Source organism: Alteromonas sp. ABH4_456, assembly GCF_056160645.1.
In genome coordinates this window covers 211,609-233,765 of the sequence record NZ_JBSWXO010000002.1, presented here as the reverse complement: position 1 = coordinate 233,765, position 22,157 = coordinate 211,609, and the positions used below count along the sequence as shown (strand labels likewise).

17 protein-coding genes are annotated in these 22,157 nt (G+C 46.9%); 3 read left to right on the top strand and 14 right to left on the bottom strand.

The annotated features are described in order from the left end of the window. Positions 1–65: 65 nt before the first annotated feature. The 8 genes from ACXAG2_RS04055 to ACXAG2_RS04020 form a co-directional block, all read right to left on the bottom strand. Positions 66–1,961: a metallophosphoesterase gene (locus tag ACXAG2_RS04055; protein ID WP_474864746.1), complete on the bottom strand. Its 1,896-nt coding sequence runs from the start codon at positions 1,959–1,961 to the stop codon at positions 66–68. 252 nt (positions 1,962–2,213) lie between these two features. Further along, positions 2,214–2,480 (bottom strand): DUF3325 family protein, encoded by a 267-nt coding sequence (locus ACXAG2_RS04050; RefSeq protein WP_474864990.1) that lies wholly within the window; start codon positions 2,478–2,480, stop codon positions 2,214–2,216. Continuing rightward, the gene (locus ACXAG2_RS04045) at positions 2,480–2,824 is read right to left on the bottom strand and encodes a hypothetical protein (protein ID WP_474864744.1); all 345 of its coding nucleotides are present in this window, start codon (positions 2,822–2,824) and stop codon (positions 2,480–2,482) included. Before ACXAG2_RS04045 ends, ACXAG2_RS04050 begins: the two co-directional genes overlap by 1 nt. Then, positions 2,821–4,383 (bottom strand): PepSY-associated TM helix domain-containing protein, encoded by a 1,563-nt coding sequence (locus tag ACXAG2_RS04040; protein WP_474864742.1) that lies wholly within the window; start codon positions 4,381–4,383, stop codon positions 2,821–2,823. Before ACXAG2_RS04040 ends, ACXAG2_RS04045 begins: the two co-directional genes overlap by 4 nt. Before the next feature lie 87 nt (positions 4,384–4,470). Next, the gene (locus ACXAG2_RS04035) at positions 4,471–6,966 is read right to left on the bottom strand and encodes a TonB-dependent siderophore receptor (protein ID WP_474864741.1); all 2,496 of its coding nucleotides are present in this window, start codon (positions 6,964–6,966) and stop codon (positions 4,471–4,473) included. Between the two features lie 82 nt (positions 6,967–7,048). Next, positions 7,049–8,050 (bottom strand): FecR family protein, encoded by a 1,002-nt coding sequence (locus ACXAG2_RS04030; protein WP_474864739.1) that lies wholly within the window; start codon positions 8,048–8,050, stop codon positions 7,049–7,051. Beyond that, entirely contained in the window at positions 8,050–8,580 is a 531-nt protein-coding gene (locus ACXAG2_RS04025) for an RNA polymerase sigma factor (RefSeq protein WP_474864738.1), read from the bottom strand. Before ACXAG2_RS04025 ends, ACXAG2_RS04030 begins: the two co-directional genes overlap by 1 nt. Positions 8,581–8,701: 121 nt before the next feature. Then, positions 8,702–9,550 carry a helix-turn-helix domain-containing protein gene (locus tag ACXAG2_RS04020; RefSeq protein WP_474864736.1) on the bottom strand — a complete coding sequence of 283 codons (849 nt, stop codon included), beginning with the start codon at positions 9,548–9,550 and terminating at the stop codon, positions 8,702–8,704. 123 nt (positions 9,551–9,673) lie between these two features. On the opposite strand from ACXAG2_RS04020, the gene ACXAG2_RS04015 reads away from it, so the two are divergent. After that, entirely contained in the window at positions 9,674–11,932 is a 2,259-nt protein-coding gene (locus ACXAG2_RS04015; RefSeq protein ID WP_474864735.1) for a TonB-dependent receptor, read from the top strand. Between the two features lie 122 nt (positions 11,933–12,054). Here the strand turns inward: ACXAG2_RS04015 and ACXAG2_RS04010 are convergent, their stop codons facing one another. From ACXAG2_RS04010 to ACXAG2_RS03985, 6 genes are all read right to left on the bottom strand, one after another. Then, complete coding sequence (locus ACXAG2_RS04010; protein ID WP_474864733.1) at positions 12,055–13,053, bottom strand: siderophore ABC transporter substrate-binding protein; 999 nt, start codon at positions 13,051–13,053, stop codon at positions 12,055–12,057. Between the two features lie 13 nt (positions 13,054–13,066). After that, a complete protein-coding gene (locus ACXAG2_RS04005) occupies positions 13,067–13,831 on the bottom strand; it encodes an iron ABC transporter ATP-binding protein (RefSeq protein WP_474864731.1) in 765 nt (254 codons plus the stop codon). After that, positions 13,828–14,778, bottom strand: a complete 951-nt coding sequence (locus ACXAG2_RS04000; RefSeq protein WP_474864729.1) for an iron chelate uptake ABC transporter family permease subunit — start codon at positions 14,776–14,778, stop codon at positions 13,828–13,830. The genes ACXAG2_RS04005 and ACXAG2_RS04000 overlap by 4 nt, the downstream gene beginning before the upstream one ends. Next, entirely contained in the window at positions 14,775–15,704 is a 930-nt protein-coding gene (locus tag ACXAG2_RS03995; RefSeq protein WP_474864988.1) for an ABC transporter permease, read from the bottom strand. The genes ACXAG2_RS04000 and ACXAG2_RS03995 overlap by 4 nt, the downstream gene beginning before the upstream one ends. Positions 15,705–15,770: 66 nt before the next feature. Next, entirely contained in the window at positions 15,771–16,481 is a 711-nt protein-coding gene (locus tag ACXAG2_RS03990; protein WP_474864727.1) for a TetR/AcrR family transcriptional regulator, read from the bottom strand. A gap of 88 nt (positions 16,482–16,569) precedes the next feature. After that, positions 16,570–18,678 (bottom strand): TonB-dependent receptor, encoded by a 2,109-nt coding sequence (locus tag ACXAG2_RS03985; protein WP_474864725.1) that lies wholly within the window; start codon positions 18,676–18,678, stop codon positions 16,570–16,572. Between the two features lie 301 nt (positions 18,679–18,979). Here ACXAG2_RS03985 and ACXAG2_RS03980 point away from each other — a divergent pair, with 301 nt between their 5' ends. After that, positions 18,980–20,566, top strand: coding sequence for an ATP-binding cassette domain-containing protein (locus tag ACXAG2_RS03980; protein ID WP_474864723.1), 1,587 nt, complete (start codon positions 18,980–18,982; stop codon positions 20,564–20,566). Beyond that, positions 20,566–22,119, top strand: a complete 1,554-nt coding sequence (locus ACXAG2_RS03975; protein WP_474864722.1) for an ATP-binding cassette domain-containing protein — start codon at positions 20,566–20,568, stop codon at positions 22,117–22,119. The genes ACXAG2_RS03980 and ACXAG2_RS03975 overlap by 1 nt, the downstream gene beginning before the upstream one ends. The last annotated feature ends 38 nt before the right edge of the window (positions 22,120–22,157 follow it).

Here is a 22,157-nt window from a genome sequence, read left to right as displayed (position 1 = left end):
CCCAGAAGCGGGAGTACTGCCGGGGCTTATTCTTTATAAGTATGTCTTTCGTCGAAAGTAACTACTTACTCAATCGAAAACTCATCAAATAATGTCACTTCAGAATCCAAATCACTCGGGTCAAACACATAGCTTTTCACTGTGCCTGTGCTGGTATCAAGGACAGAGAAGACCGACAGTACATTGCTGGCAACAAAAGGCAAATTCGGATAGCTGTCATTTTCCATGCTCATGGGACTGAACTGCGTAGGGAAGCTCATTGCACGCCCCTGTGGATCACCGTTAGGCGGATAATTCGTTTCTGACCAGCGCGGATTGGCTGAATAAACATCTTCCCAGAAATCAGCTGTAGCCGGACGCCGGTTTGCCGTGTAAGTGCCGGTGGTATCATCGTAATATGCACCGTAGCTGTTACCCACATTAGAGCTTTCCAGGTAGTGCAGATCTTCTACCTGCGCGCGGTTCCACAAATGAGAATGGCCGATGTGCACCAGGTCTACGCCGTTTTCAAGGAGCAGGGGTTCAATATCGTTCAGCCACACATCACCGGTAAGCGGATACTGGTAACGAATTTCCGTCGCGCTTTCCAGTGACGGCGCGATGGTGTCAGTCCATGTGGCCGGCTCAATGGGGAAGGTGTATTCAGCAACAGATTCACCACCACTGCCGTTGTCCTGTACAACCTGCAGCACCGGCTGTGCAAGCACCGGAACGGTGTTGTCACCCAGTCCGAAAACGCCCTGGTGCGCCATCACCACCTTGTACTTAGCATTTTGAAATGCTTCAGTCTGCATAACATCCGTCAGCCAGGTGTATTGCTCTGACTCAGCATCGAAACGCTCAAACAAAAATTCACCAAATCCCCACTGTGTCGGGTCGGTGTAGTTTTCTGCGTTTTCAACAAATTTGGTTTTGTTGTTCGGGGTAACACTCCACGAACGCCAGATACGGGAGACATTCATAGAAATCAGGAACACGTCTCCAAAAGATACCGCGAAGTATTCTTCGCCACGGGGGCCATCATTGGGGAAGGAAAAGATATCCAGAAAGCTCATCTGGTTGTGAGAGTGATCGGCAATCCACTGTGCTTTAACTGTTTCATCATCAGACGGGTTAACGTCAGCTTTAACCTGTTCATAGGCGACTTCTGCAAACCATGCCGGTTGAGGATCACCAAAGCCGCCGTTCAGAGAGTAGCTTTCTTCATCTGGCGTATAACGGCCCATGACCTCATGGTTGCCGATAGTACCGAACACTGGCGCATGCTGGAGAATTTCACCGCCATTGTAGGGAAAGCCCGGCATGTATTGCTGGTAGTGTCCCTGCAGGGCAGGAAAGAATGCCGGCGCATTGTCTTTGGCCTGATCGAACCATTCTGAAGCGCGGTCGGATACATTCACAAAATCACCGGCAAAGAATACTGCGTCTGGCGTGCCAACGGTTTCCACTACCTTCTGATAGTTTGCGACAACGTTCTTTTTCGACTGCAAATCAGAAGTCAGCAGAATCATTAACGGCTGGCCCGCAGCTGGTGCCGGAGCCAGGGTAAAGGTGTCACTGGTAAATGCAAAGCCGTCTTCGTCAGTACTGGACACCGAGTAATCTACCCGTTCTCCCTGCGTCAGCCCGGTCGCAGTGGCTTCATGGCGGTAAACGTCACGATACGTCACTGTTTCGAAGGTCTGATTGTCGATAGCAGAGCCAGAGTCTTCCATCATACGTTCCAGCTTCGTAGTGGTAACATCCGTGATGGTCTGGTCAGCATAGGTTAATGCATGTTCACTGCCTTCGAAATTGGTAAACCACACCACATTCACGCTGGAGATTGTGGGTAATTGTAAAAACGGGTCTGTGAGCATTTTATGCTCAGGGTTCACGGTAACAGGCACTTCTACTTCAACGGGAACTTCAATTTCAACCGTTTCATCGTCATCACAAGCGGTAAGAGTAAGCAGGAGCACCGAGGGTGCCCGCGACGCGTAACTTCCACAACATGGATACATTCCTTTTGAACGAATAGAGAGAAAAAATAAATGGAGTACTGCGCAAACCAGCGTTACAGGATTGAGTGACGGTAGTAAGATGTTTTTATTACAGTGGTGTGATTTGTTTGGAATTTTTTATTCTTCGCGGGCGGAAAATCCCTGTTGCAGAGACCTTTTAATTTCCGGTGAAGGCCGCTGCATTTAACTTGCTTGATCAGGGATTCATACTCAACGCTTTTTTAATGTCAGTGCAACGACAAAAGCACTCGACGATATGGTCATTGCGCCAATCCACAATAGTAGCCCATAAGAAGTGGTTGTCGCAGCGGAAAAAAAGCAGCCAGATATTACTAGTGTCATCCCTCCGACAATTCGATATTGGATTTCCTGGCTTCCCGACAACATTGAAAGGCTAAACAGTTTTCTGTGTCCCGGAGTGACAAGCAAGAAAGCTGCGAAAGCGATCGCGTTGAAGACCCACCCAAAGATTAACATCATTGTAAATCCTCCACAGGCTGTCCATGTTGTGCAATATCAGGCTGAGTGGCCTGAATACCAATGTAAAGGCACAGGTTTAGAATAAAAACGATCAGTGAGTGCGTTAACAATTTTTTTGAGGCAAAAATCCACATCACAAAAGCGCAATATATTGGAAAACTTAAAAGCATCATCCAGATAAATAATGAGGTTTTTTGCCACTCAAAAAAGTAATTCCCGAGCACAGGTAATCCCGCCACGATTAGAGACATCGTGCAGTAACCACCTATTATTCCGACAAATGTTCTCGTACCAACACTTAAAGCATTACGGAATCTACCGTTATCACGCAGCTTTTTCATGATTTCTTCTCCCGGCCGTCTGAAATGTCGACTCTGGCCTCTGCTTTCTTCGTTGAGTGTTGCCTGTGAAGCCATCGCCACCAGAGGTAACAGCAAACGCTAAAAGCAAATAGTGTTAGGTCCATAGCAATCAATGAAGCATCTTCGCGGTACTGATAATTCAACATATGGCGAGGGGAGAAAAATATGCTGACCAGTGGTAGTGCTGCAAAAATTGCAGTGAGCAGCAGACTACCGTGTCGCCATGCTCGCGATACGCCCGCCATAAGCGGGTAGATGAGTAAACACAGCCAACCGAGGAAAAATGCGTTAATCTCAATGTGATGACGTTCGTCGATATTAATGGGAGCTAGACGATTGGCCAGCAAATAGCAGCCCACAGCTACTGGCATGCCGAGTATAAATCCCGCGTTAAGTTGAGCGACCAGCTTGTGACTAAACGGAATAACGCTGGTTTTCAGCCTTTTTTGCCTGCTTTTGCTCCACAAAAAAAGGCCAGTGGCAACCATTAACGTGCCCAGAACGCCTGAAATAAAATATAACCAGCGAAGTCCGGGGCTTGCGAAACGCCCGGCATGAAGATTGACCATCGTCTGTCGGGTAATTTCGGAAGCAATATCAGAATCACTGTATTGAAGTAATTTACCGGAAGTCGCTGCATAGAGGAACGTACGCTTTTGTGCAACGAGTTTACCCCGTTCACTTTCTCTGAGCATGACCTGAGCATTGGCATCACCAGGATTAACAATTTGCATATTAGTGATAGTGATATCCGGAGCCCGCCGAAGCGCATCATTGTACAACGATTGCAAAGAGACCATATTGCCGGGTTCCCCTGCCGCTTCAGGCGGTGTCGATTGACTAAACAACTCGTCAAACAGGGTGCCCCGGTCTTCATAAGCTAAAGAGACGGACCAGTTTAAATACATGAACATCAGTGTAACGAGTCCAGTATAAGTAATCATGAGATGAAAGGGTAATGCGAGCACGGACGTCACGGTATGTGCATCCATCCAGCTTCTTGGCCCCTTACCCGGCTGAAATGAGAAGAAATCTTTGAATATTTTCTTATGTATGACGATACCAGTAACGATAGCCACCAGCATGAACATGCTACAGAACCCGACTATCCATCGTGCGTATAACGCTGGTATATAGTGCAGATCGAAATGAAAGCGGTATAGAAACATCCCCCCTTCAGAATCACGTAATTTTGTCTCTTCCCCATTACCGTCCAAGGTAAGAATAGTGAAATTACGGCCGTTGCCGTCCGGCTCTTTATTTCTCCAGAATAGCTGCGTTAGTGGATAGCGTTCGTGAGGCAGGGCGATAAACCAGCCCTCGGTATTCATAGCATTTTTCTCAAGATACGCCTGTGCTTGCTCAAGTGCCGTTTCAGGCCTGGCTTTCACTGAGAGCTCAGGCTGCATCCATTCGGTAATTTCATTTTGGAAATAGGCCAGCGTGCCAGTTAAAAAAATGGCGTATAGGATCCACCCAACGACCAGACCTGACCATGTATGCAGCCATGCCATGTTATCCCTGAACTTTGGTCGCACAAAAACTCCTGATTTTTAGCGAAGATAAAGATGAAAAATCGCCGGCAATCCTAAGATGACCGGCACAGAAATGTTGCTTTTAGAGGATCAGAAATTCCATCTCACACTAGCAGCTATATTTAATGGCTCGCCGTAATCGCTGTAACCCCACATTGAACGGTTGTAGGTTTCGTCAAACAAATTGGTAACATTCAGAGCAACAAGCAGTGATTCAGATACACGGTAATTTGCCATAAGATCGACAAGGGTATAGGCGGGCTGCTCTTGGTAAAGAGATACCAGTGAGCCATCAGGAACTGTTAATGAGCCGCTGTCCTCATAGGTTGAATTTTGCCATTTTATGCTGGCCCCGACAGATAAGCCTTCAAAACTACCTGTTAGCTGGTAAATTGAAGTGAGCTTGAACAGGTGTTGAGGGATCTGAGTATCCCTGGGAGTGCCTGATTCGTCTTCAGCATCGTTATAGGTGTAACCTGCGTTGATGTTCCAGCGAGGCGTAATTTCTCCCGCAATTTCAACTTCAAATCCGTCAGTCTTCACCCCATCAATACTCATATAAATCCAATCACCACTCGGCAGGCGACCTAGGTTGGCAAACTGAGCGACATTGTCTTTTTCGGAGCGATAGACCGCGCTGGAAATATTCAGACGATTATCGTAAAAAGCCAGCTTGACTCCGGCTTCATAGCTTAGTCCTTCCGTAGATGGAAGTACCATTCCATCTGCGCCGCGACTACGAACAGGGAGGAAAATGCCCGTGTAGCTAGAGTAGACCGAGGCGTAGCTGTTAATGTCATATACGATCCCTGCATAGGGCGTATAAATGTTGTCGTCTTTTATTTCAAAGCTCTGTGATATGCCTCCCAGACTGATATCACCATATCTGATGTTCTCCCAGTTACTGACTCGTCCACCAGCCATAATCGTTAACGGTTCGGAAACATGGAATCTCAGGGTGCCGTAATAACCTTCCTGTGTTTGCTTTTCTCTGGAGTATGAGACAGAGTCTGGTGATGAAAAATCAGGTTCTACTAGATAGGCGCCTGTATAATAATTATAAATGCCCGCATCTTCGTAACTTCTGCTGTCTATGCCGAGTTTGTTCGAATTTGAACTATAGCCGGCCACAAACTCATGCTCTTTGCTGAACAACTCGAAATCACCCGTCATATACATATTGATACTTTCTGTACGGGATGTTCTGTCCCGCGCAGAAATGTAGCCGCCATCCGCATAAGGCGAATAAAATGCGCCGGTTTCTTTGTCTATCAAAGGTCCTATTCCACCGTTCATACCGTCTAAATCACCATCGGAATAGCGATAAGAAGCATGCAGGTTCCAACCATTTGAAAACTCATGCTGCAATTCCGTCATCGCGCTTAGCTCATTGGCTTTACTGTAATGCCACGGCTGGGCAGTGTTAAATGACCGGGGAGCATTCAGAGGGGTGCCATCTGTAAAAAAGGCAGGATTAGAAGAATAGGTATAAGCACCGGTATTGTCGGAATCAACATAATCTAACGAAACAGACATGCGAGTAAAATCTGATAAATCGGATTCGACAATACCGTAGAAAATCGATTTTTCACTGGCATAGTTATCCCGGAAAGTATCGTTATCCTGATAGGCTGCGACCGCCCGCCCCCGTATACTACCCGAACTATTTAACGACCCGGAGACATCGGCCTCGACCCGGTAAGTATCCCAGCGACCAACGCGACCGAGTACATAAGCCTGAGTATCTGCAGTAGGTCGCTTACGAATCATATTCACTGTCGCTGACGGTTCTCCCATACCGCTGAGAATGCCAGCTGCGCCTTTAAGAACCTCTACCCGCTCTGCAATCACCGGGTCAATGCTCTGTCCAAGAGGATCTGTGGTACCAGAAGCGGCTGTTTTAGTCATCATACCGTCAACCTGAATGCCTGCATCCATCTTAAAACCGCGCACGAATATATCGTGTTGTTCTGATGCATTTCCCCGCACAGATATTCCGGGAACGTTTTTAAGCAGGGAAACCATATCATTGAGTGCAAAGTCATCAATCATTTGCGAGGTAACAATACTGACTGACTGAGGCGTTTCACGCAGAGCCATATGCAGGCCAGTCGCGCCGTTCATCGACTGTACGGTATATGAACCTGTCACAACAATTGTCTCAATGTCGTCAGGCTTTTCCATATACTGAGGCGAGGTCGGCTGTTGACTACTTTTTGACTGCTCAACCCTATGTTTGATAACTATGGTGTTCTCAGATACCTGTCGGTAAGACAATCCCAGCGGTGGGAGCAGCTTATTCAAAAGCGCCGTTAATGTATAAGAACCTTCAATTTCCGGTGTTTGCAAACTGGAAGCAATGTCCGGCTCCAGAATGATTTGTTGTCCTGTGAGTGAAGAAATTTTTCCCGCTGTCTTTAGTATATTTCCTGAAGGCAGCGCGAAATTGAAAGGTACATTTTTTGTAGAAACATCGTTCTTATTTGAGTCTGGCATCTGAGCGATACTGGGCAGACTAAAAAATAAACTGCTGACTATTGCGCTGACAACGATTTTTTTCCTGATGTCGAAGCGTATTTGCTGCATAAAAACTCCATGTGTGTTTTTTAAAAGGCAATAATTCTTATTCACACATATAGAGAGTTCGATTCTGCAGAAAACCTAACAACTATTTTTTTGCAATTTTTACCTGTCCGTTATCTAACACTGTCACTTTTATCGGATGAACATGCTCTATTCCCCGAAGCACGGCTTCAACATCTCTTGCTGAGAAGCTTCCGGAAATGGGCAGTTCGGCAATGTCTGAAGCATCTATGCTGATTTGTGAAGCGGAATAAGTTTGAAGTTGCGCCACCACCTGATGTAACGGGGTTCTGTCGAATACCAGCCAACCATTTTGCCAGGCAAGATAAGCTTCTGAATCTACTTGAGTAATCTGCCCCAATGCATTCCCGGTAATCTCAATCAATTGATCCCCTTTCAGTATTGCCTTTGACCACTTTCTCTCTTTAACCTGCACTTTTACACTACCGTGCTCTACCGCTACGGCGGTTTTGTCGGAAGTATAAGATGTTACAGAAAAAACAGTGCCGGTAACGCGAATGATTCCATTGTGAGTGTTGACTAAAAATGGTTTATCGCGGGCTTTAGTGACATTAAATAGCGCTTCACCGTGCAACAAGTCAATACGGCGATAATTTTCGGTGTAGGAAACGGTAATGTGAGAGTTGGTATTAAGCGTAACAATAGAATCATCTGGCAATGTAATTACCTGCTTTTCCCCGACTTGAGTACGGTAACTTGCCATTTCCTGAGATGAGCCGGATTGATAGGGCTGTAGTAGACCGGCGATGATTAACACAATGAATATTGTAGCGGCAACGGGCATCAGCATCTGTCGGAAGCGGAACCTCGATGTTGAAAACGCCGGTGCTGACTTTGGAATATGTTCTGCAGCAGCTTCAAATGGCAGCTCGTACCACTCTGCAATTGCAGCATCATAAGCAGCTTTATTATGCTCGTTTTCAGTGTACCAGCTTTTAAAAGCCCTCTTATCGCTCACCGGTACAGAAGGTGCGGTCATTATAACCACCCATTCTTCAGCCTTAGCGTTCACCGTTTCAGATTGATCACACCTGCTTGCATTGTCGGTGTCATGAGGGCTTCCCATTATCGATTCTGTCCTGTATTTTTGCGCATTTCCTCTCGACAATGCCTGAATGCGCGGGTAATTTGCCTTTCTACAGCGACCTTCGACATCTGATACCTGTCAGCGATTTCTTCATGGCTTAAACCATGAACCCGTCGTAGTATAAAAATGTCTCTTTGTTTGTGAGATAACTGATTCAGTGCACCGATTAGCGCCTTAACTTCCTGGCAAGGCTGTAGCGTATCTTCCGGGCCCGCGGTTACAAAACCGTTTTCATGCTCACTTTCGGTAAATGAAACGTGATCCTGTCTTTTTTCTCGTTTTCCCCAGATGACCTTATTTGCAATACTAAATAAATAAGCGCCGGGCTCCTTTGGTTCCTCGCTCTTTAACTTTATGGAATAACGTAGGAAAGATTCACTCACTACATCATCAGCATCTTCTCTGGAATTAAAATTACGATATAGCTTTCGGGTAACGTAGGCCCGAAGACGCTCGCCATAGACATAGTATAATGATTCCAGTTTCTTTGAGTAAGACAAAAGGGCCATCCGTGGTGTACTCCGCCACGCAATCTTAATGATAATCATTATCAAGTCAATGTGTTCATTGTTTGTCCCTGTTCAAATCACAAGGTTTATGAAGAAGTCGCTAACACAGCTCTTTGAACCATTAAGACAGTAAATAGTAGTGACTGGGATTCTTTTGCTTCCAGTGAGATGGAGTACACCCGACCACGCGTGCGAATGCAGCAGCAAACTTACTCGGATTACTGTACCCCACCATACCAGCAACTTGTGTAACACTGTGTCCCTGCTGTAAGTACCGTTTGGCTTCTTTCATTCTATTTATCAGAATATACTTGTAAGGCGTTGTTCCAGTGGTGCTTTCGATTGCTCGATAAAACTGCTTGGCCCCCATACCTAAAAGTTCAGCGAGTTCGTCTGTTCTGATTTCCTGCTCAATCTGCCTCTGAATATACTCAGAAAGGCAAGTTAATTGCCGTGGACTCAGTTGTGATGCGGACTGGTGTTGCGCGTGGTTTTTAGATAACTCAGCGATGCGTCGCAAAATAACGACAATGCCCTCTTCCAGGAAAGCTGAGTACGTATCTTGCCGTTCAGCACATTCCCACATTGCTATCGCCACAGAACTGATTATTTCATCTTCCAGCACAGTAGATTGATAGCAACTCGTTGACTGGCAAATACTACAAAACCTCTCAGTATCAATGGCAATGCCCAGCATATTGACATCAGGAGAAGAAAACTCAGCACTTTCGTGGGGAGCAGTGATCAAAATACTCCTTTTCTTCCAGCGCCACGATCGATTTCCATATTTGACGATACCACCATCAGACAAGCAAACCCCGATTTTGAGATGTCTTCCCGCAACCATTTTTCCTGCAGTTGCCGGGAAGTGTGAGCGAACGAGTACAGCGCTCTCACAGGCCAGACTCACTATAGCCGGTTGTGCAGTGCTACTTTTCAGGCTGTCGACAATAAGGTTTCCGTTATCCATTTGTTTCACCTGGTAAAAATAATAAATATACCAAAATGGAGTGGTGGGACATTTTGGAGCGGTATTCATTCAGCGGCTTTTTAAACTACGTCACTTTGCAATCAGTAAGGGAATATCATCAGTATGTTTGAAAAGAGACGGCTAACAAAAACGCTATCTGTATCTTCTGGCCTCGGGCTGGCTTTCATTTCTTTCGCAGCGATATCCAGCGAGTATGCAATATCTACCGGAAAAGATGAACCTGAACGTATAGAAAAACAGCATAAAGACGGCGAGGGTTCTGATGGCGGAGATGCTATTGAGAAAATTGTGGTTAAGGGGACTAAGCGGGGGACGGAGCTGTTAAAAGCCGATGTTTCGGTAACGGTTATCGATTCAAAAATGATTGATGAAGCGAGAATACGTGATTTTACCCGGATAGATGAGCTTGTTCCCAACGTCCAATTTAACGAGTCAGGGCAGACGGGTAGTATTTACATTACCATTCGTGGCGTTGAGTCCAATCCGTTTGTTGTTAACAGAGCCGCGGTGTACATAGATGGCATTCCGTTTCGTGAGCTAAGTAACTCAGTACTTAGTCAGGTTGACTCCATCGAGGTGCTTCGCGGCCCGCAGGGAACGCTTTACGGTGCAAATTCAGAGTCAGGTCTCATCTTAGTTACCACAAAAACACCTTCGGAAGTCATGGAACAGAACTACCGTGTGTCGGCTTCAAGTTACGCCTCTGGCCAGGGATATGTGGGAACCGGATTCGTCGGCGGCCCACTGGCTCAAAATTCACTTAGTGGATCCGTGGCGTTCAGTACATCGATGGAGGATGCCTACGTAAAAAATGAGGGGACATCCACGGGCGAAAGCGGTGAAATTAAAGAGAACTTCGTTCAGGGTAAGCTGCAATGGACGCCAACTGACGCACTTACCGTTAACGCAACGTCCTATTGGCTTGATGAGGATGCACCGGGTCTGTTCGTGCAGCAATATGTGCCGCTAAATATCAATCTGTACAATCAGTTATATGCAGACACGATGAACGGGGAACGCAAGATTGATAAGTGGACGGCGTTAGAAGATGCGCCCAAATATACCAATTCGGAAGAATTTGTAGCCGGTGTGAGTGTGACCTATGAGACTGATCTTGGCAACATTGATCTGGCCGCATCTTATCGTACTCTGGAAGAAGACTCCAAAGGGCTGGATTTTGATCTTACTGCCACACCGTACGTGTCCGGACGCGAAGAAAAAAGCGAAGACTACAAAAACTTAGAGCTGCGCTACAGCTCGCCCGAAAATAACGTGTTCGATTATATCGTTGGCATGTCCTATTACGCGGAAAGTGAAGAAAACACTAAGTCGACGTTTATGGGCAGCGGCGATCTCGACAGCTATCTGGCAGCACCTCTGCAGTACAAAGAAGGTGAAGACAAGAGCCTCTTTGGATCATTGAACTGGTATGTAACTGATAAGCTTAAATTTGGCGCAGGGTTGCGTTATGAGCATGCAGAAAGATCTGCGGTACAAACCGCCGGCGCGCTGGATTTAGGTCTTGGAGCCATTACCTACTATCAGGATGCGGACCTTTCGAACACCTTTGAAAACTGGCTGCCACGCATCAGCGCTTTATACCAATTTAATCGCAACCTGTCTTTTCATGCGTCAGTTTCAAAGGGCTATATTCCGGGCGGATTCAACCTTACTGCCATACAGGACGATGTGGTAGATGACAGCATATTGTTTTATGACAGTGAAACGCTGCTCAGCAGAGAAGTCGGTTTCAAGTGGATGTCCGCAGACAGAAAGTGGCGCTCTTCCGGCGCACTATTTTTTATAGAATCAGATAACTGGCAGGAGATTCAGGTCGCTACCGATGCGAATGGTCGCCCTGTCAGCTCGGATTATATCGGCTCTGCCGCCTCAGTTGAAAGCAAAGGCGCTGAACTTGAAATGGTCTGGCGGCCGGTTGACTCGCTCTCTATAAATAGCCACTACGGGTTTGTGGACGCTGAATACACCGATCTTCAGATTAGTGAGTCACTGAATGCTGCGGGACAGGCGGTTCAGTTTGTTCCCGACTATGATGCCGGAGTGGCTGTCCGGTATGAATTGGATGAGAACTTTTATGTCAGAGCTGAAGCTAACTTTACCGGAAATACCGCGCTGCGGGCAAAAGGCGACGCCGTCCAGCGGGCGGTCACAACGCTGGGATTACAGTTAGGATACGATAACGGTCAGACTGCTGTGAGAGTGTTTGGCGAAAATCTGACAGACGAGCGAATTGCCAGCGGGCTTGCCATAGAAAACATGGCTTTTGGCACCGACGGATTATTTTACAGTCCGCTTGATGCGCCGCGTATCATCGGTGTTGAAGTGGAGGTTTGGTTGTAGCGGGCGTATTAATATTTTCACTATAGGACCGGGCTTGTTTTATGCCCGGTCAGATCAAATCACACCTTATATCGAGTTGAGCTCTCCGTAACGTTACTGCTAGTTACTCTGTATTCTGAATATCAGTCATTGTACCCCCTGAGTACATCATCAATAATTATTTCAAGTGAACTTACGCTTGCGGCAGTTATGTACCAGGCATCGGGATCGACAAAGACAATATTATTGTTTTTCCACGCATTAGTTTGTTCAATTAAAGGATTCGCAATCGCACTTTTATCGAGCGTCGGGCGCCCTTCCATAACGGCCGTTCGATCTACTACATAGAGAATATCAGGATTATTTTCCAGTAAGAACTCACTGGACACTGGCTGGCCGTGAACCCCTTCCTTGTCAGACATTTTAGCTGGCTTCACACCCAGCACATTGAATACAAATCCGTAACGCGAATTTACGCCGAGAAAGCGGAACGCACCATTATTGTGTAAAACCACCATGGCTTTTTCCGGCCGCGCTGCAATTTTCTCTTGTGCCAGCGACAACTTGTGATTCAGTGCATCGACTATTTGTTGTGCCCGCGATTTCTTATCAAACAGTTCACCTAAAAACAACAGGTGCTTCCCTACAGCTTCAAAGTGGTTTTGCTTACTTTGCTGATAATCTACGTCTAATAGAATGGTCGGCGCCAGGTTTGATAAGGCATCGTAGTGATTTGCCTGCATTGGTGATATCAACACGAGATCAGGTTTAAGTGCATATATACGCTCCATGTTCGGTTGCACAATGGCACCTAAGTCAGCAATGTCCCCGTCGTTGCCATACCTTTCAAGAAAATGCGGTACAAAGTCTTTGGGCATACCAACAATATCAACCTCCAGACGGGCTAGCGCATCCACTTCGTTCATATCCAGAGCCGCTACACGAACAGGGCGTCTTGTAATAGTGGTTGTGCCCAAATCATGGGTAACTGTCAGTGCTTTGAACTCCGCAGCACTTTCATTCATTGCTGTCGTTTCCTGAAACTCACTGGATACTCGCTTACCATCGCAGGCTACGAGGATCAGCAAGCTCAACAGGAGTATCATGTTATTTTTTAGTCTGGGATAAATTTTCCGTGTCATGGATAGTGTCCTTTTATTCAACATTGAAAAAATTGCAGAGTGTGCCTTTTCGGGTAGTAACCAGCTCTAACTTAAGGTCGAAGAGTTGTTCCAGATTAGCCTCTGTCACCACCTCTTTCACCGTACCTGTGCTATGCACCATGCCTTGCTTCATCGCAATAATCCGGTCTGAATAACTGGCGGCAAAATTAATGTCGTGCACGACTAAAATCACCGTTTTTTGCTTTTCGTCGGTCAGGTAGCGGAGTGTTTGCATGATGTTTACCGCATGCTTCATATCCAGGTTGTTCAGCGGCTCATCAAGTAGCAGGTAGTCCGTTTGCTGTGCAAGTGCCAGTGCCAGAAAGGCCATTTGACGCTGCCCCCCACTGAGTTCATCGATGAATGTATTTGCGATAGGCTTTAGCGCTAACAGTTCGATAGCTTCATCAATGGCGCTAAAGTCCTTTTTCGTTAAGTTGCCCTTACTGTATGGAAAGCGCCCGAATGCCACTAAGTCCCTGACTGTCAGGCGTAAATTGAGCTGCTGGAACTGGCGCATAGTGGCGACCTGACAGGCATATTTGTTAGCCGGTATACTTTCAATAGATTGTCCGTTAAGCGTCACGTCGCCCGAATCAGCGTTGAGTAACTTTCCCAGTGTCATCAGTAGTGTGCTTTTACCGGCTCCGTTCGGACCAATAAGGGAAGTCACCTGGCCTGCGGGAAACTCTGCTGTCACATTGTTTAGTACCACTTTGTCACCGTATGATTTCGTTACGCTTACTGCTTTTATCACGCTATTCTCCCGGGCCTGACAAGTAAGATAAAAAAGTACAATCCGCAAAACAGGTTAATCAGAAGGCCTGCGCTGGTTTTATAATTGAAAAGGTGCTCTACCAAAATTTGTGCACAGAGCATAACCGACACGGCGATGCTTGCACCGGTAAGCAAAATAGCCTGATGATTAGCATGTTTGGGACATGCATAGGCGATGTTGGCAACGAATACCCCCATAAATGCTGTGGGCCCAACCAGGCTGGTGGAAACCGCAACCAGAATGGCGATGAGCCCCAACTGGAGTCGTATCACGTTGTGATAATTGATCCCCAGAGAAATCGCTTGCTCTCTTCCTAGCAAGAGCACATCGAGCACTTTACGGTATCGCCAGATGCACCCGCTCACACCGCTAACCAGTAATAGTGCAATCCACAATTGGTCGGGTTGAGCGCGATTGAATGATGTAAGACTGAAACTCTGTAGCACCGAGAACTCGCCGGGATTGATCGAGTACTCCAGCAATTGACTGAAACTACGCAGGATCACTGTGAGTACCAGCCCCACTAACAGTAAGAAATAAATATTCTGCCTGTCGCCACTGAATAGCCATCGCTGAAGTGCAAAGGAGTACAACAATAAAACGAGTATGGATAGTAGAAAGTTACTCTGCATATCAATGATGACACTGCTTGCTGTGCCTAAGACTAATATAAGCAGCGCTTGTAATAAGACATAAACGCCTTCATACCCCATAACAGACGGTGTGAGTATTCTGTTATTACTGATTGTTTGAAATAAGATGGATGCAAAAGCCACACTGACGCCGGCAAGAAACATGGTGCTCAACCGTATAGCCCGGTTGGGGATTACATACTCGAAATCCAGGTTTGAGCCATACAGTAAAAAAAACAGGCTCAAAGAACCCAAGGCAATACAGATACCCGCTTGAACTAAACTCAGCTTCATTTTGTCTTCCACGCTACATACAGAAAAGTCAGGCCGCCAAGACAACTGGCCGTAATACCTATCGGGATTTCAAACGGGTATGCGAGAATACGCCCAAGTAGATCGCAGAGAAGTAATAGTGTTCCCCCAAAGAATGCAATAATGGGCAACGTGCGCTGGAGGTTATCGCCATACCGCATAGCAACCAGGTTAGGCACAATGAGTCCGACAAAGGGAATACTGCCAACGGTGATGACAGTGACGGCAATGGTGATTGCCACCAGCATTAATCCGAGAGCAATGAAGTTGAAATAGTGCAGGCCAAGACTACTTGCCATGCCTTCTCCCATGCCCACAATCGTAAAGCGCTGTGCATAGAGGTAGGTAAGCGCAATGACCGGCAGAATGAGGTAAATGATTTCGTAGTTACCCTGAACGACTTTTGAAAAATCGCCCAGCAGCCATCCCTGCATACTTTGCATAATATTGTGCTGAAAGGCATAAAATTCTGCCCCCGCACTGAGCACGCTACCAAACATTAGTCCGACAACCGGCACAAGAACTGCGTTTTTAAATTGCAAACAGCGGATGATAAAAATAAAGAGGCAACAGGCGAGTAATGCAAAGATAAGTGCACCTGCCATTCTACCGCTCAAACCGGCTTCCGGAGCGATAGTGATGGTAACCAGAATACCTAACTTAGCGGCGTCCAGCCCACCGCATGTGGCGGGTTCAATAAAGCGGTTCTGCACGATTTGCTGGAGAATGACACCGCATATTGCAAGCCCTGTCCCTGCACAAAGCAGAGCAAGCAACCGTGGAATTCGACTCGCGGATAGCACTAGCCAGGAATTGTCTGATAGTGCTAAAAATTCTGATAGCGATGTGGTTTTCGCACCAAGCAACAGCGATAGCACACACAAAATAAAAAGGCACAAAAGTGCCACTACTACTTTCAAAGAAAACCAGCCCTTATTGAAAGCGCTACGGACAGGTTTTATCTGAAGATAGCGCTATGTTTTACTCTGTTGTTGTGTTTCGGTGGTTCTGGCATGGGATACAGCAATGCCATCTAATACCAGATCACGTTTTCGTTCCCACCAGAGACGGGAGCCGCGGGACATGATGTCTATCATGCCGTTAATCTGCCCGGCATTTTCCGGGACGTTTTCCGCCTCTGATTGCCAGATTTCGATAATTCGTGCCTTGCGGGTACGTCCATCGGGTTCCGTTTTCGTTGTTGCCCACCATCCCAGAAAGCACTCGCCAACCATATCCACAAGCATGTCGACGGCCACCAGCGCGTTATCCAGTGAGAAGCCCTGGTCTTGCAACTTTTTCACAGACTCAGCAAAAGAGTGAATTCCCGACGATGGCGTGATATCAGCCCGGTGAATTGCATCGGCCAAACCAGGATTACGGTCGTAAAGCGCCCACAACGCATCAGTTAGAACAATCAATTCGTCACGCCAGCTTGTCGCTGCCGGTGGACGCCACTCCAGTTCTTCAATGGCCAACTCTGCCGCAACACTGATCAGATCGTTTCGTCCTTTCACATGATGATAAAGAGACGAATGATCGACCTTCAAATGCGCGGCAATCGCAGGAATCGTGGCGTTCTCAATACCAATTGTCAGGGCTGCACGCGCAATAGCGTCGCGAGATATTTTCCTGGGGCGTCCACGGGGACGCCGGGGGGCAGCCTGTTCTGAAGCGTCTGTCATAGCTTTACTAATTCCGGTTTAAAAAAAGCTATTCTAACGGCTATTTTAACTGACTGCATATCCCGCCCTCCGGAGTACACCCGACTCGCTAATACTTTACCCGTATCCCGACCCCCAGCTCTCTTGGCTCCAGCAAGTACGCGTTAATGCCGCCAGTGCTGCGATCTGCAACTTTGGCAACAGGCGCGATCTCATCCGTTAAGTTGCGGGCGTACGCGAAGGTTTCGATGTTTTGGTTAAATTGATATGTCGCATTGACGTTGACTGTGGTGTAAGCGTCTACCCTCAGATCAACCTCATTGGTGTCAGAAGAAAAATAACTGTCGACGTGACGAAGACCTGCATTCACCTTCAGTGCATCTGTAATTGTAAAATCGACCCCTAAGCTATACATGTAACCCGGGGATTTACTGATTTCCATGCCTACAAACTGCTCGCCACGATAGTCGTTAAATTCACTTATTTCACTGTGTAGCAGGCCGAGTGCACCGGTGAGTTTAATATTATCGGTAGCTTCAAAACTCAAATCTAACTCAAGGCCATAAGACTTAGCTTCATCCGCATTGATAATGACGGCGCCAAAGGCGCGGCCATCTAAATAGTCTGTCACTGAGCGTTGAGAATCAGTAAAGCGTGTATAAAATACATTGCTGTTAATAATCAGCCGCTCTTCAAGCAATGCCATGCGAGTATACATTTCATAGTTCCAGGCGTATTCAGCCTCAAAGCTGTAGTATTCGCCTCCCCGAAAATTCACGCCGGTCCCTCCAGGTATATAGCCCTTACTGACTAATGCGCCTAACAGGATATCGTCAGTGATATCGTAAGAAACGGTTAACTTGGGCAGCAGCGCATTGAATGTTTTATCGTAATGATGCTCCACATCCGGCACATAGCTATTGATGCCGTCATGGGTAATGGCATCTACCTGATATCGAAGTGCACCAGAAATCATCCAGCGGGTGTCGGGGCGCCAGACAAGCTCTGCAAATGGCGCAATGCTTTCTTGCTGAATATCCGCATCGGCATTACCAAAAGTGTTGTCCAACTGATTGTTCGTCTTATCGTTGAAATAGAAGAGACCCGCCACACCGCTAAGTTCAGATGAGCTGTCTCCGTAATTCAGTCGCAATTCGTTAGAGAAGTTGGTGTTGTCTCGATTAGCTGTCCCCTCATACGGGGGAGCGAAAACAAAGTCGAAGTATCCTTTTGAATATTGTAATTGATTTGATAACACTGCACCGTTATCAAACTCGTACTCTACATCGAGTATGCCAACATCGTTTTTTACCTGTTGATTATCCTGATAAAGGGCTCCGTTTTCTAAATCGTCATAGGGCTCGGAAACGACCTCGCTACTTGGCCGGTCGGCTTCAGTCGTTGAATACGTCAACATTGCAGAAAAATTACTGAATTGCTGAGGCTCCCATCGCACCTTTGCCCGGATATTTTTGTTTTTAAAGCCGAAATCAAAGTTATCCGCTGTAAAATCAGCATTAACGTACTTTACGAAGGTGTCCCGGCTACTGTAATCAACACTGACTCTAGCAGAAATATCACTACCAACAGCGCCCGAGGCCATAGCTGAAAAGCGCTGTTTATCGCGGCTTCCGGCCAGAGCCTGAAATGCAAATTCAGGCGTTGAACTTGGGTTACGCGTATTGATTACAACAGCACCTGCAATACTGTTTGCGCCCTGACTGGTTGTTTGCGGGCCGCGGTAAACTTCAATTGAACCAACATCCCATACGCCTGCTGCCCCAAGGCTTAACTCTGCCGGGGTCAGGTATCTGCCATCAAGACTGATGGTGGCTCCTGGCACAGGCTTAGCCAGATAGGCATTTCCGGCACTTACTGGTCCTTTCGTATCCGTTCCCCGAATAATAGGCGCGTCTGTACTGCCTGCGTATATAACGTTGGGTATACCGTTAATCACTTCAGAAATTGTCGACTGATCTGCATTCTTGTGCAGATCACCGGCACCGATAACCGACACTGAGCTGGCGGTATCTTTCATCGTCCGCTCTATTTTCTGTCCGTAGATAACAATAGATTCCACGCCGTCGTCACTTTCACTGCCGTCTGAAGGAAATGACGGATGTGAACTCTCATTTGCAACAGTACTGGTAGCAAATAACACGGCTACTGAGCCGGCCAGCAGTTTCAATTTGAACTGACATTCAATAATTCCGGGCATTTATGCAACTCCTTTATACCCAATAAAAAGCAATACGAATAATTCGCAATAATGTTAAAGCTCAAAAAATTATTTATCAACACTATGTTGAAAAAATAATTTTTCACCCCGATAATGTCTCGCCTGTCAGTTAAAGTGATATCAGAAATAAGGTCAGCGTCATTATGAAAGTATCCGGAAACTCTCAGAGTGAAAATGGAATACATGAAATTTTCAAGTGGTTAGTTGGGTTTTGGTGTAGGTGGCACGGATTGAGATTCTGGGCTCGATTTTCACGCAAGGTCTCCTGATGCTTTCATTCATGAAAATTCATTCGTCATTAAAAGCGGCATTTTATGATGCACTTCCGGCACTAATCGTTTCGGTTATATTGTCCACTTCGTCAGGGCTTGCGAATCTTGCAGCCTTGTGGTTTGCCGTAAAGCTTATTGTGGATCCGGATATAAAGTGGGTAGGTTTAATGACGCTATTCTGGACCGCCTCAGCCTTGCTTTCAGCTTTCGCTTCGTGGCTAAGTCATGTGATGGAAACGACTTTTTCCGGAAAAATAAGAGAGATTGTAGCTAACCATCTGGTGAGATTACCGGCGGGTAAGCTGGCGGAGTTTAAACGTGAAAAATTAAAGCAACTGCTCGTCGAAGACATAGAAGCTTTGCATCATATGATGGCGCACTTACCCGCGGAATTCGTCACTTTTTTGGTGATCCCCGTCATATCTGTCGTGATACTTATCAAAACCGCCGGGGCGGTCGTCCTGCTCACCCTTGTTCCGGGGCTTCTGGCGATATTGGTTTACCTGATAGTTGTGCCAAAGCTTGCTGCGAGAAACGGCGAGTTGATGATGGGAGAACTGGAAAATATGTCCACCGTTATTCAGGACTACAGCCAGGGGGCCGCCGTTTTTCGCATTTACGATGAGCGGGCCGGTGCGTTATACCAGTATAAAAGCGCCGCCTCGCGCTTTACTGACAGTATCGCTAAACGGGTCGGCAGCGTGGCGACCGTGGTTGCTATCGCAACGGCACTACTGCAAGCAGTGGGCACTTATGCAATTGTCTATAGCATCGGGTACGACTGGCCTGTTGAGGTATTGGCTATTGTTCTGCTATTCAGTCTGGCTCTGGTTACGCCTGCGCTAAAATTAGGGCATGGCCTGGACTACGTGGCCAGTGGCAGAAATGCATTAAAGAGAATTGACAATTGTTTGAAACAACCCGAATTAATCGGTGGTGATGAAACGTTAGAAGATACAGAGCATTTTGAACTAACTATATCTGGTGTGATTCCCACTGTCGGTGACGTTTGTCGAATCAGACCCCTGAATGTCACCTTTTTTGCCGGGCAGGTAGGTGTCATTACCGGAAGGAGCGGTAGCGGTAAGTCGACTCTATTGCGGTTGATTGCCGGCTTCGAAACACTGAAGAGCGGCGAAATAGTGATTGCAGGAAGACATGTTGAGCACCTCAATCCGTTGTCCCGTCAGCAATCTATTTTGTTAATACCACAAAGCAGAGACGTGCTGCCCTGCACCATTGCCGATAACCTGGCGCTGACTGCACCAGATGCAGATGAAAAAGCTATGCAGCGTGCTTTACAACGCGCCCGGCTTAATAAGTCACTGAATACTTCTGCCCAGTCACTGTCCGGCGGAGAAGCGCAGCGCGTCAATATTGCCCGTAGTTTTCTGTCTGAACACCGTATCGTTTTACTCGATGAACCTACCTCTGCACTGGAGCGGAGCTCGGCGATGGCTATTTTGGCTGAGCTAAAGCAAGAAGCCAATGACAAGCAACAAATCATCGTGATCGTTACACATGACAATGACATGGCGTCTCAGGGCGATGTAAAGCTATCAATGAACGATTATTACCTGGAGGGAGTTTGCTGATGAAAACGCTGAGTTTGAAAACGGCGGTGACACGTCTTCTTATTCCTTCAGCGGCAGGCTGGGCAACAGCTGCAATTTTAGAGGCGGTGACCTACCTTTTACTGGTTATGGCGATTATGCAACATCAAACGCCTGAAAGGGTACTGGCTTGTGCTGTTCTGGCGATTTTAAGCATTGTTTTAGCATCACGATCCGGCTTCAGGGCCGGTGCCGCGTTGGCCGGTAAACTGTATTTGCTGGTTGGAGAAAGACTACACTTAACGAAAATTAAGTGGTTTACTTCGGATAAGAAAGCCCTCCTCAATACCATTGTTTGCCGCAATATCCCCGGCTTTATGAGCATACCGGCACATCAACTTCAGGTATTTATCCACGGACCGGTTGTTAGCCTAGTGATCATAATTGGCGTCGGGTTCTTAGCGGATGTTGCAATGATGCTGGTTTTATCGGGACTGCTTGCAGTTGCATTTTTAATGCTGGGTTTCTCGCAAAGAAAGCTTAAACATGCAGACATCCGGCGGAGCGAAACTAATCAGCAAGTCAATCAAACAGCATTAGAGCTCGTCGGGCACCTGGAGCTTTTGCGTACTGCCGGAGGTTATCAGACTGCGACCTCCCGCATTTCGCAAAGTTGGGCGTTACAGGACACCCTGTTAAGAAAAATTAGCCGCAACGCTGCGTGGTCGACGTTCACTGCTGCTGCGGGAGGGTGTCTGCCCGTAGCTGGCATATTAATATATTGCTTCACTTCCCATGTTTCTGCAGAGTTTACCTTAGCGCTGCTTATATTAAGCATGCGTGCAACTGCTCCTCTGGATAGTCTGGCTTTGGCGGTTCTCAGTATGAATGATCAGCGTGCCGCCATTGCACAATTCCGTCTTTTTGATAGCTCTCCGACAATAGATGAGCCGGATCCTTTAATTAGCAAACAACCGGACAACAGTGTTCTGACGATAGAAGGCGTGCGGCTTGATGCTCACAAACAAAGTATCAGCGTAACAATAAAACCGGGAGAGCGCTGGCTGATATCAGGTGACAGTGGATCAGGCAAAACCACACTACTCAATTGCATCATGCGATTTGAGGATCCCGGACAAGGTAAAATTCTATTGGGCAATGTGCCTCTTCCATTAATAGAACGGGATAAACTTAGCGGGTACTTTGCCTATGTCCCTCAAAATTCATCCATATTTTCCGGGACCATCGCCGACAATATCCGGCTTGGTAAACCGGATGCTGATGATTACACCATTGAGCGTCTGGCGCGTCTCGTACAGTTGGGCGATGTCATTGACCGCTCCCCTGAAGGCATTTATCAGCAAACAGGAAACATGGGGGACACACTTTCCGGTGGGGAGAAACAAAGAATCGCTTTAGCGCGGGCTTTACTTAAAGATGCACCGGTTCTGGTACTCGATGAGGCAACATCTGCTCTGGATGAGGCAACCGAAAAGCATGTGGCCGCAGCAATTTGTGAAAAAGCCCGTGTACTGGTTGTCGTTTCTCATCGGGATCATAAAGTCTGGCAGCCAACAAATGTACTATACATCTGAAAATCAGACGCAAGCCTGCTCAAAGGGTCAGATAAAAA

What these genes read in the sequence shown, in the direction of transcription:
- ACXAG2_RS04050 (WP_474864990.1), bottom strand. Translation starts at nt 2,480, where the DNA reads ATGTTAATCTTTGGGTGGGTCTTCAACGCGATCGCTTTCGCAGCTTTC.
- ACXAG2_RS04045 (WP_474864744.1), bottom strand. Translation starts at nt 2,824, where the DNA reads ATGAAAAAGCTGCGTGATAACGGTAGATTCCGTAATGCTTTAAGTGTT.
- ACXAG2_RS04035 (WP_474864741.1), bottom strand. Translation starts at nt 6,966, where the DNA reads ATGCAGCAAATACGCTTCGACATCAGGAAAAAAATCGTTGTCAGCGCA.
- ACXAG2_RS04030 (WP_474864739.1), bottom strand. Translation starts at nt 8,050, where the DNA reads ATGGGAAGCCCTCATGACACCGACAATGCAAGCAGGTGTGATCAATCT.
- ACXAG2_RS04025 (WP_474864738.1), bottom strand. Translation starts at nt 8,580, where the DNA reads ATGGCCCTTTTGTCTTACTCAAAGAAACTGGAATCATTATACTATGTC.
- ACXAG2_RS04020 (WP_474864736.1), bottom strand. Translation starts at nt 9,550, where the DNA reads ATGGATAACGGAAACCTTATTGTCGACAGCCTGAAAAGTAGCACTGCA.
- ACXAG2_RS04015 (WP_474864735.1), top strand. Translation starts at nt 9,674, where the DNA reads ATGTTTGAAAAGAGACGGCTAACAAAAACGCTATCTGTATCTTCTGGC.
- ACXAG2_RS04010 (WP_474864733.1), bottom strand. Translation starts at nt 13,053, where the DNA reads ATGACACGGAAAATTTATCCCAGACTAAAAAATAACATGATACTCCTG.
- ACXAG2_RS04000 (WP_474864729.1), bottom strand. Translation starts at nt 14,778, where the DNA reads ATGAAGCTGAGTTTAGTTCAAGCGGGTATCTGTATTGCCTTGGGTTCT.
- ACXAG2_RS03990 (WP_474864727.1), bottom strand. Translation starts at nt 16,481, where the DNA reads ATGACAGACGCTTCAGAACAGGCTGCCCCCCGGCGTCCCCGTGGACGC.
- ACXAG2_RS03985 (WP_474864725.1), bottom strand. Translation starts at nt 18,678, where the DNA reads ATGCCCGGAATTATTGAATGTCAGTTCAAATTGAAACTGCTGGCCGGC.
- ACXAG2_RS03980 (WP_474864723.1), top strand. Translation starts at nt 18,980, where the DNA reads ATGAAAATTCATTCGTCATTAAAAGCGGCATTTTATGATGCACTTCCG.
- ACXAG2_RS03975 (WP_474864722.1), top strand. Translation starts at nt 20,566, where the DNA reads ATGAAAACGCTGAGTTTGAAAACGGCGGTGACACGTCTTCTTATTCCT.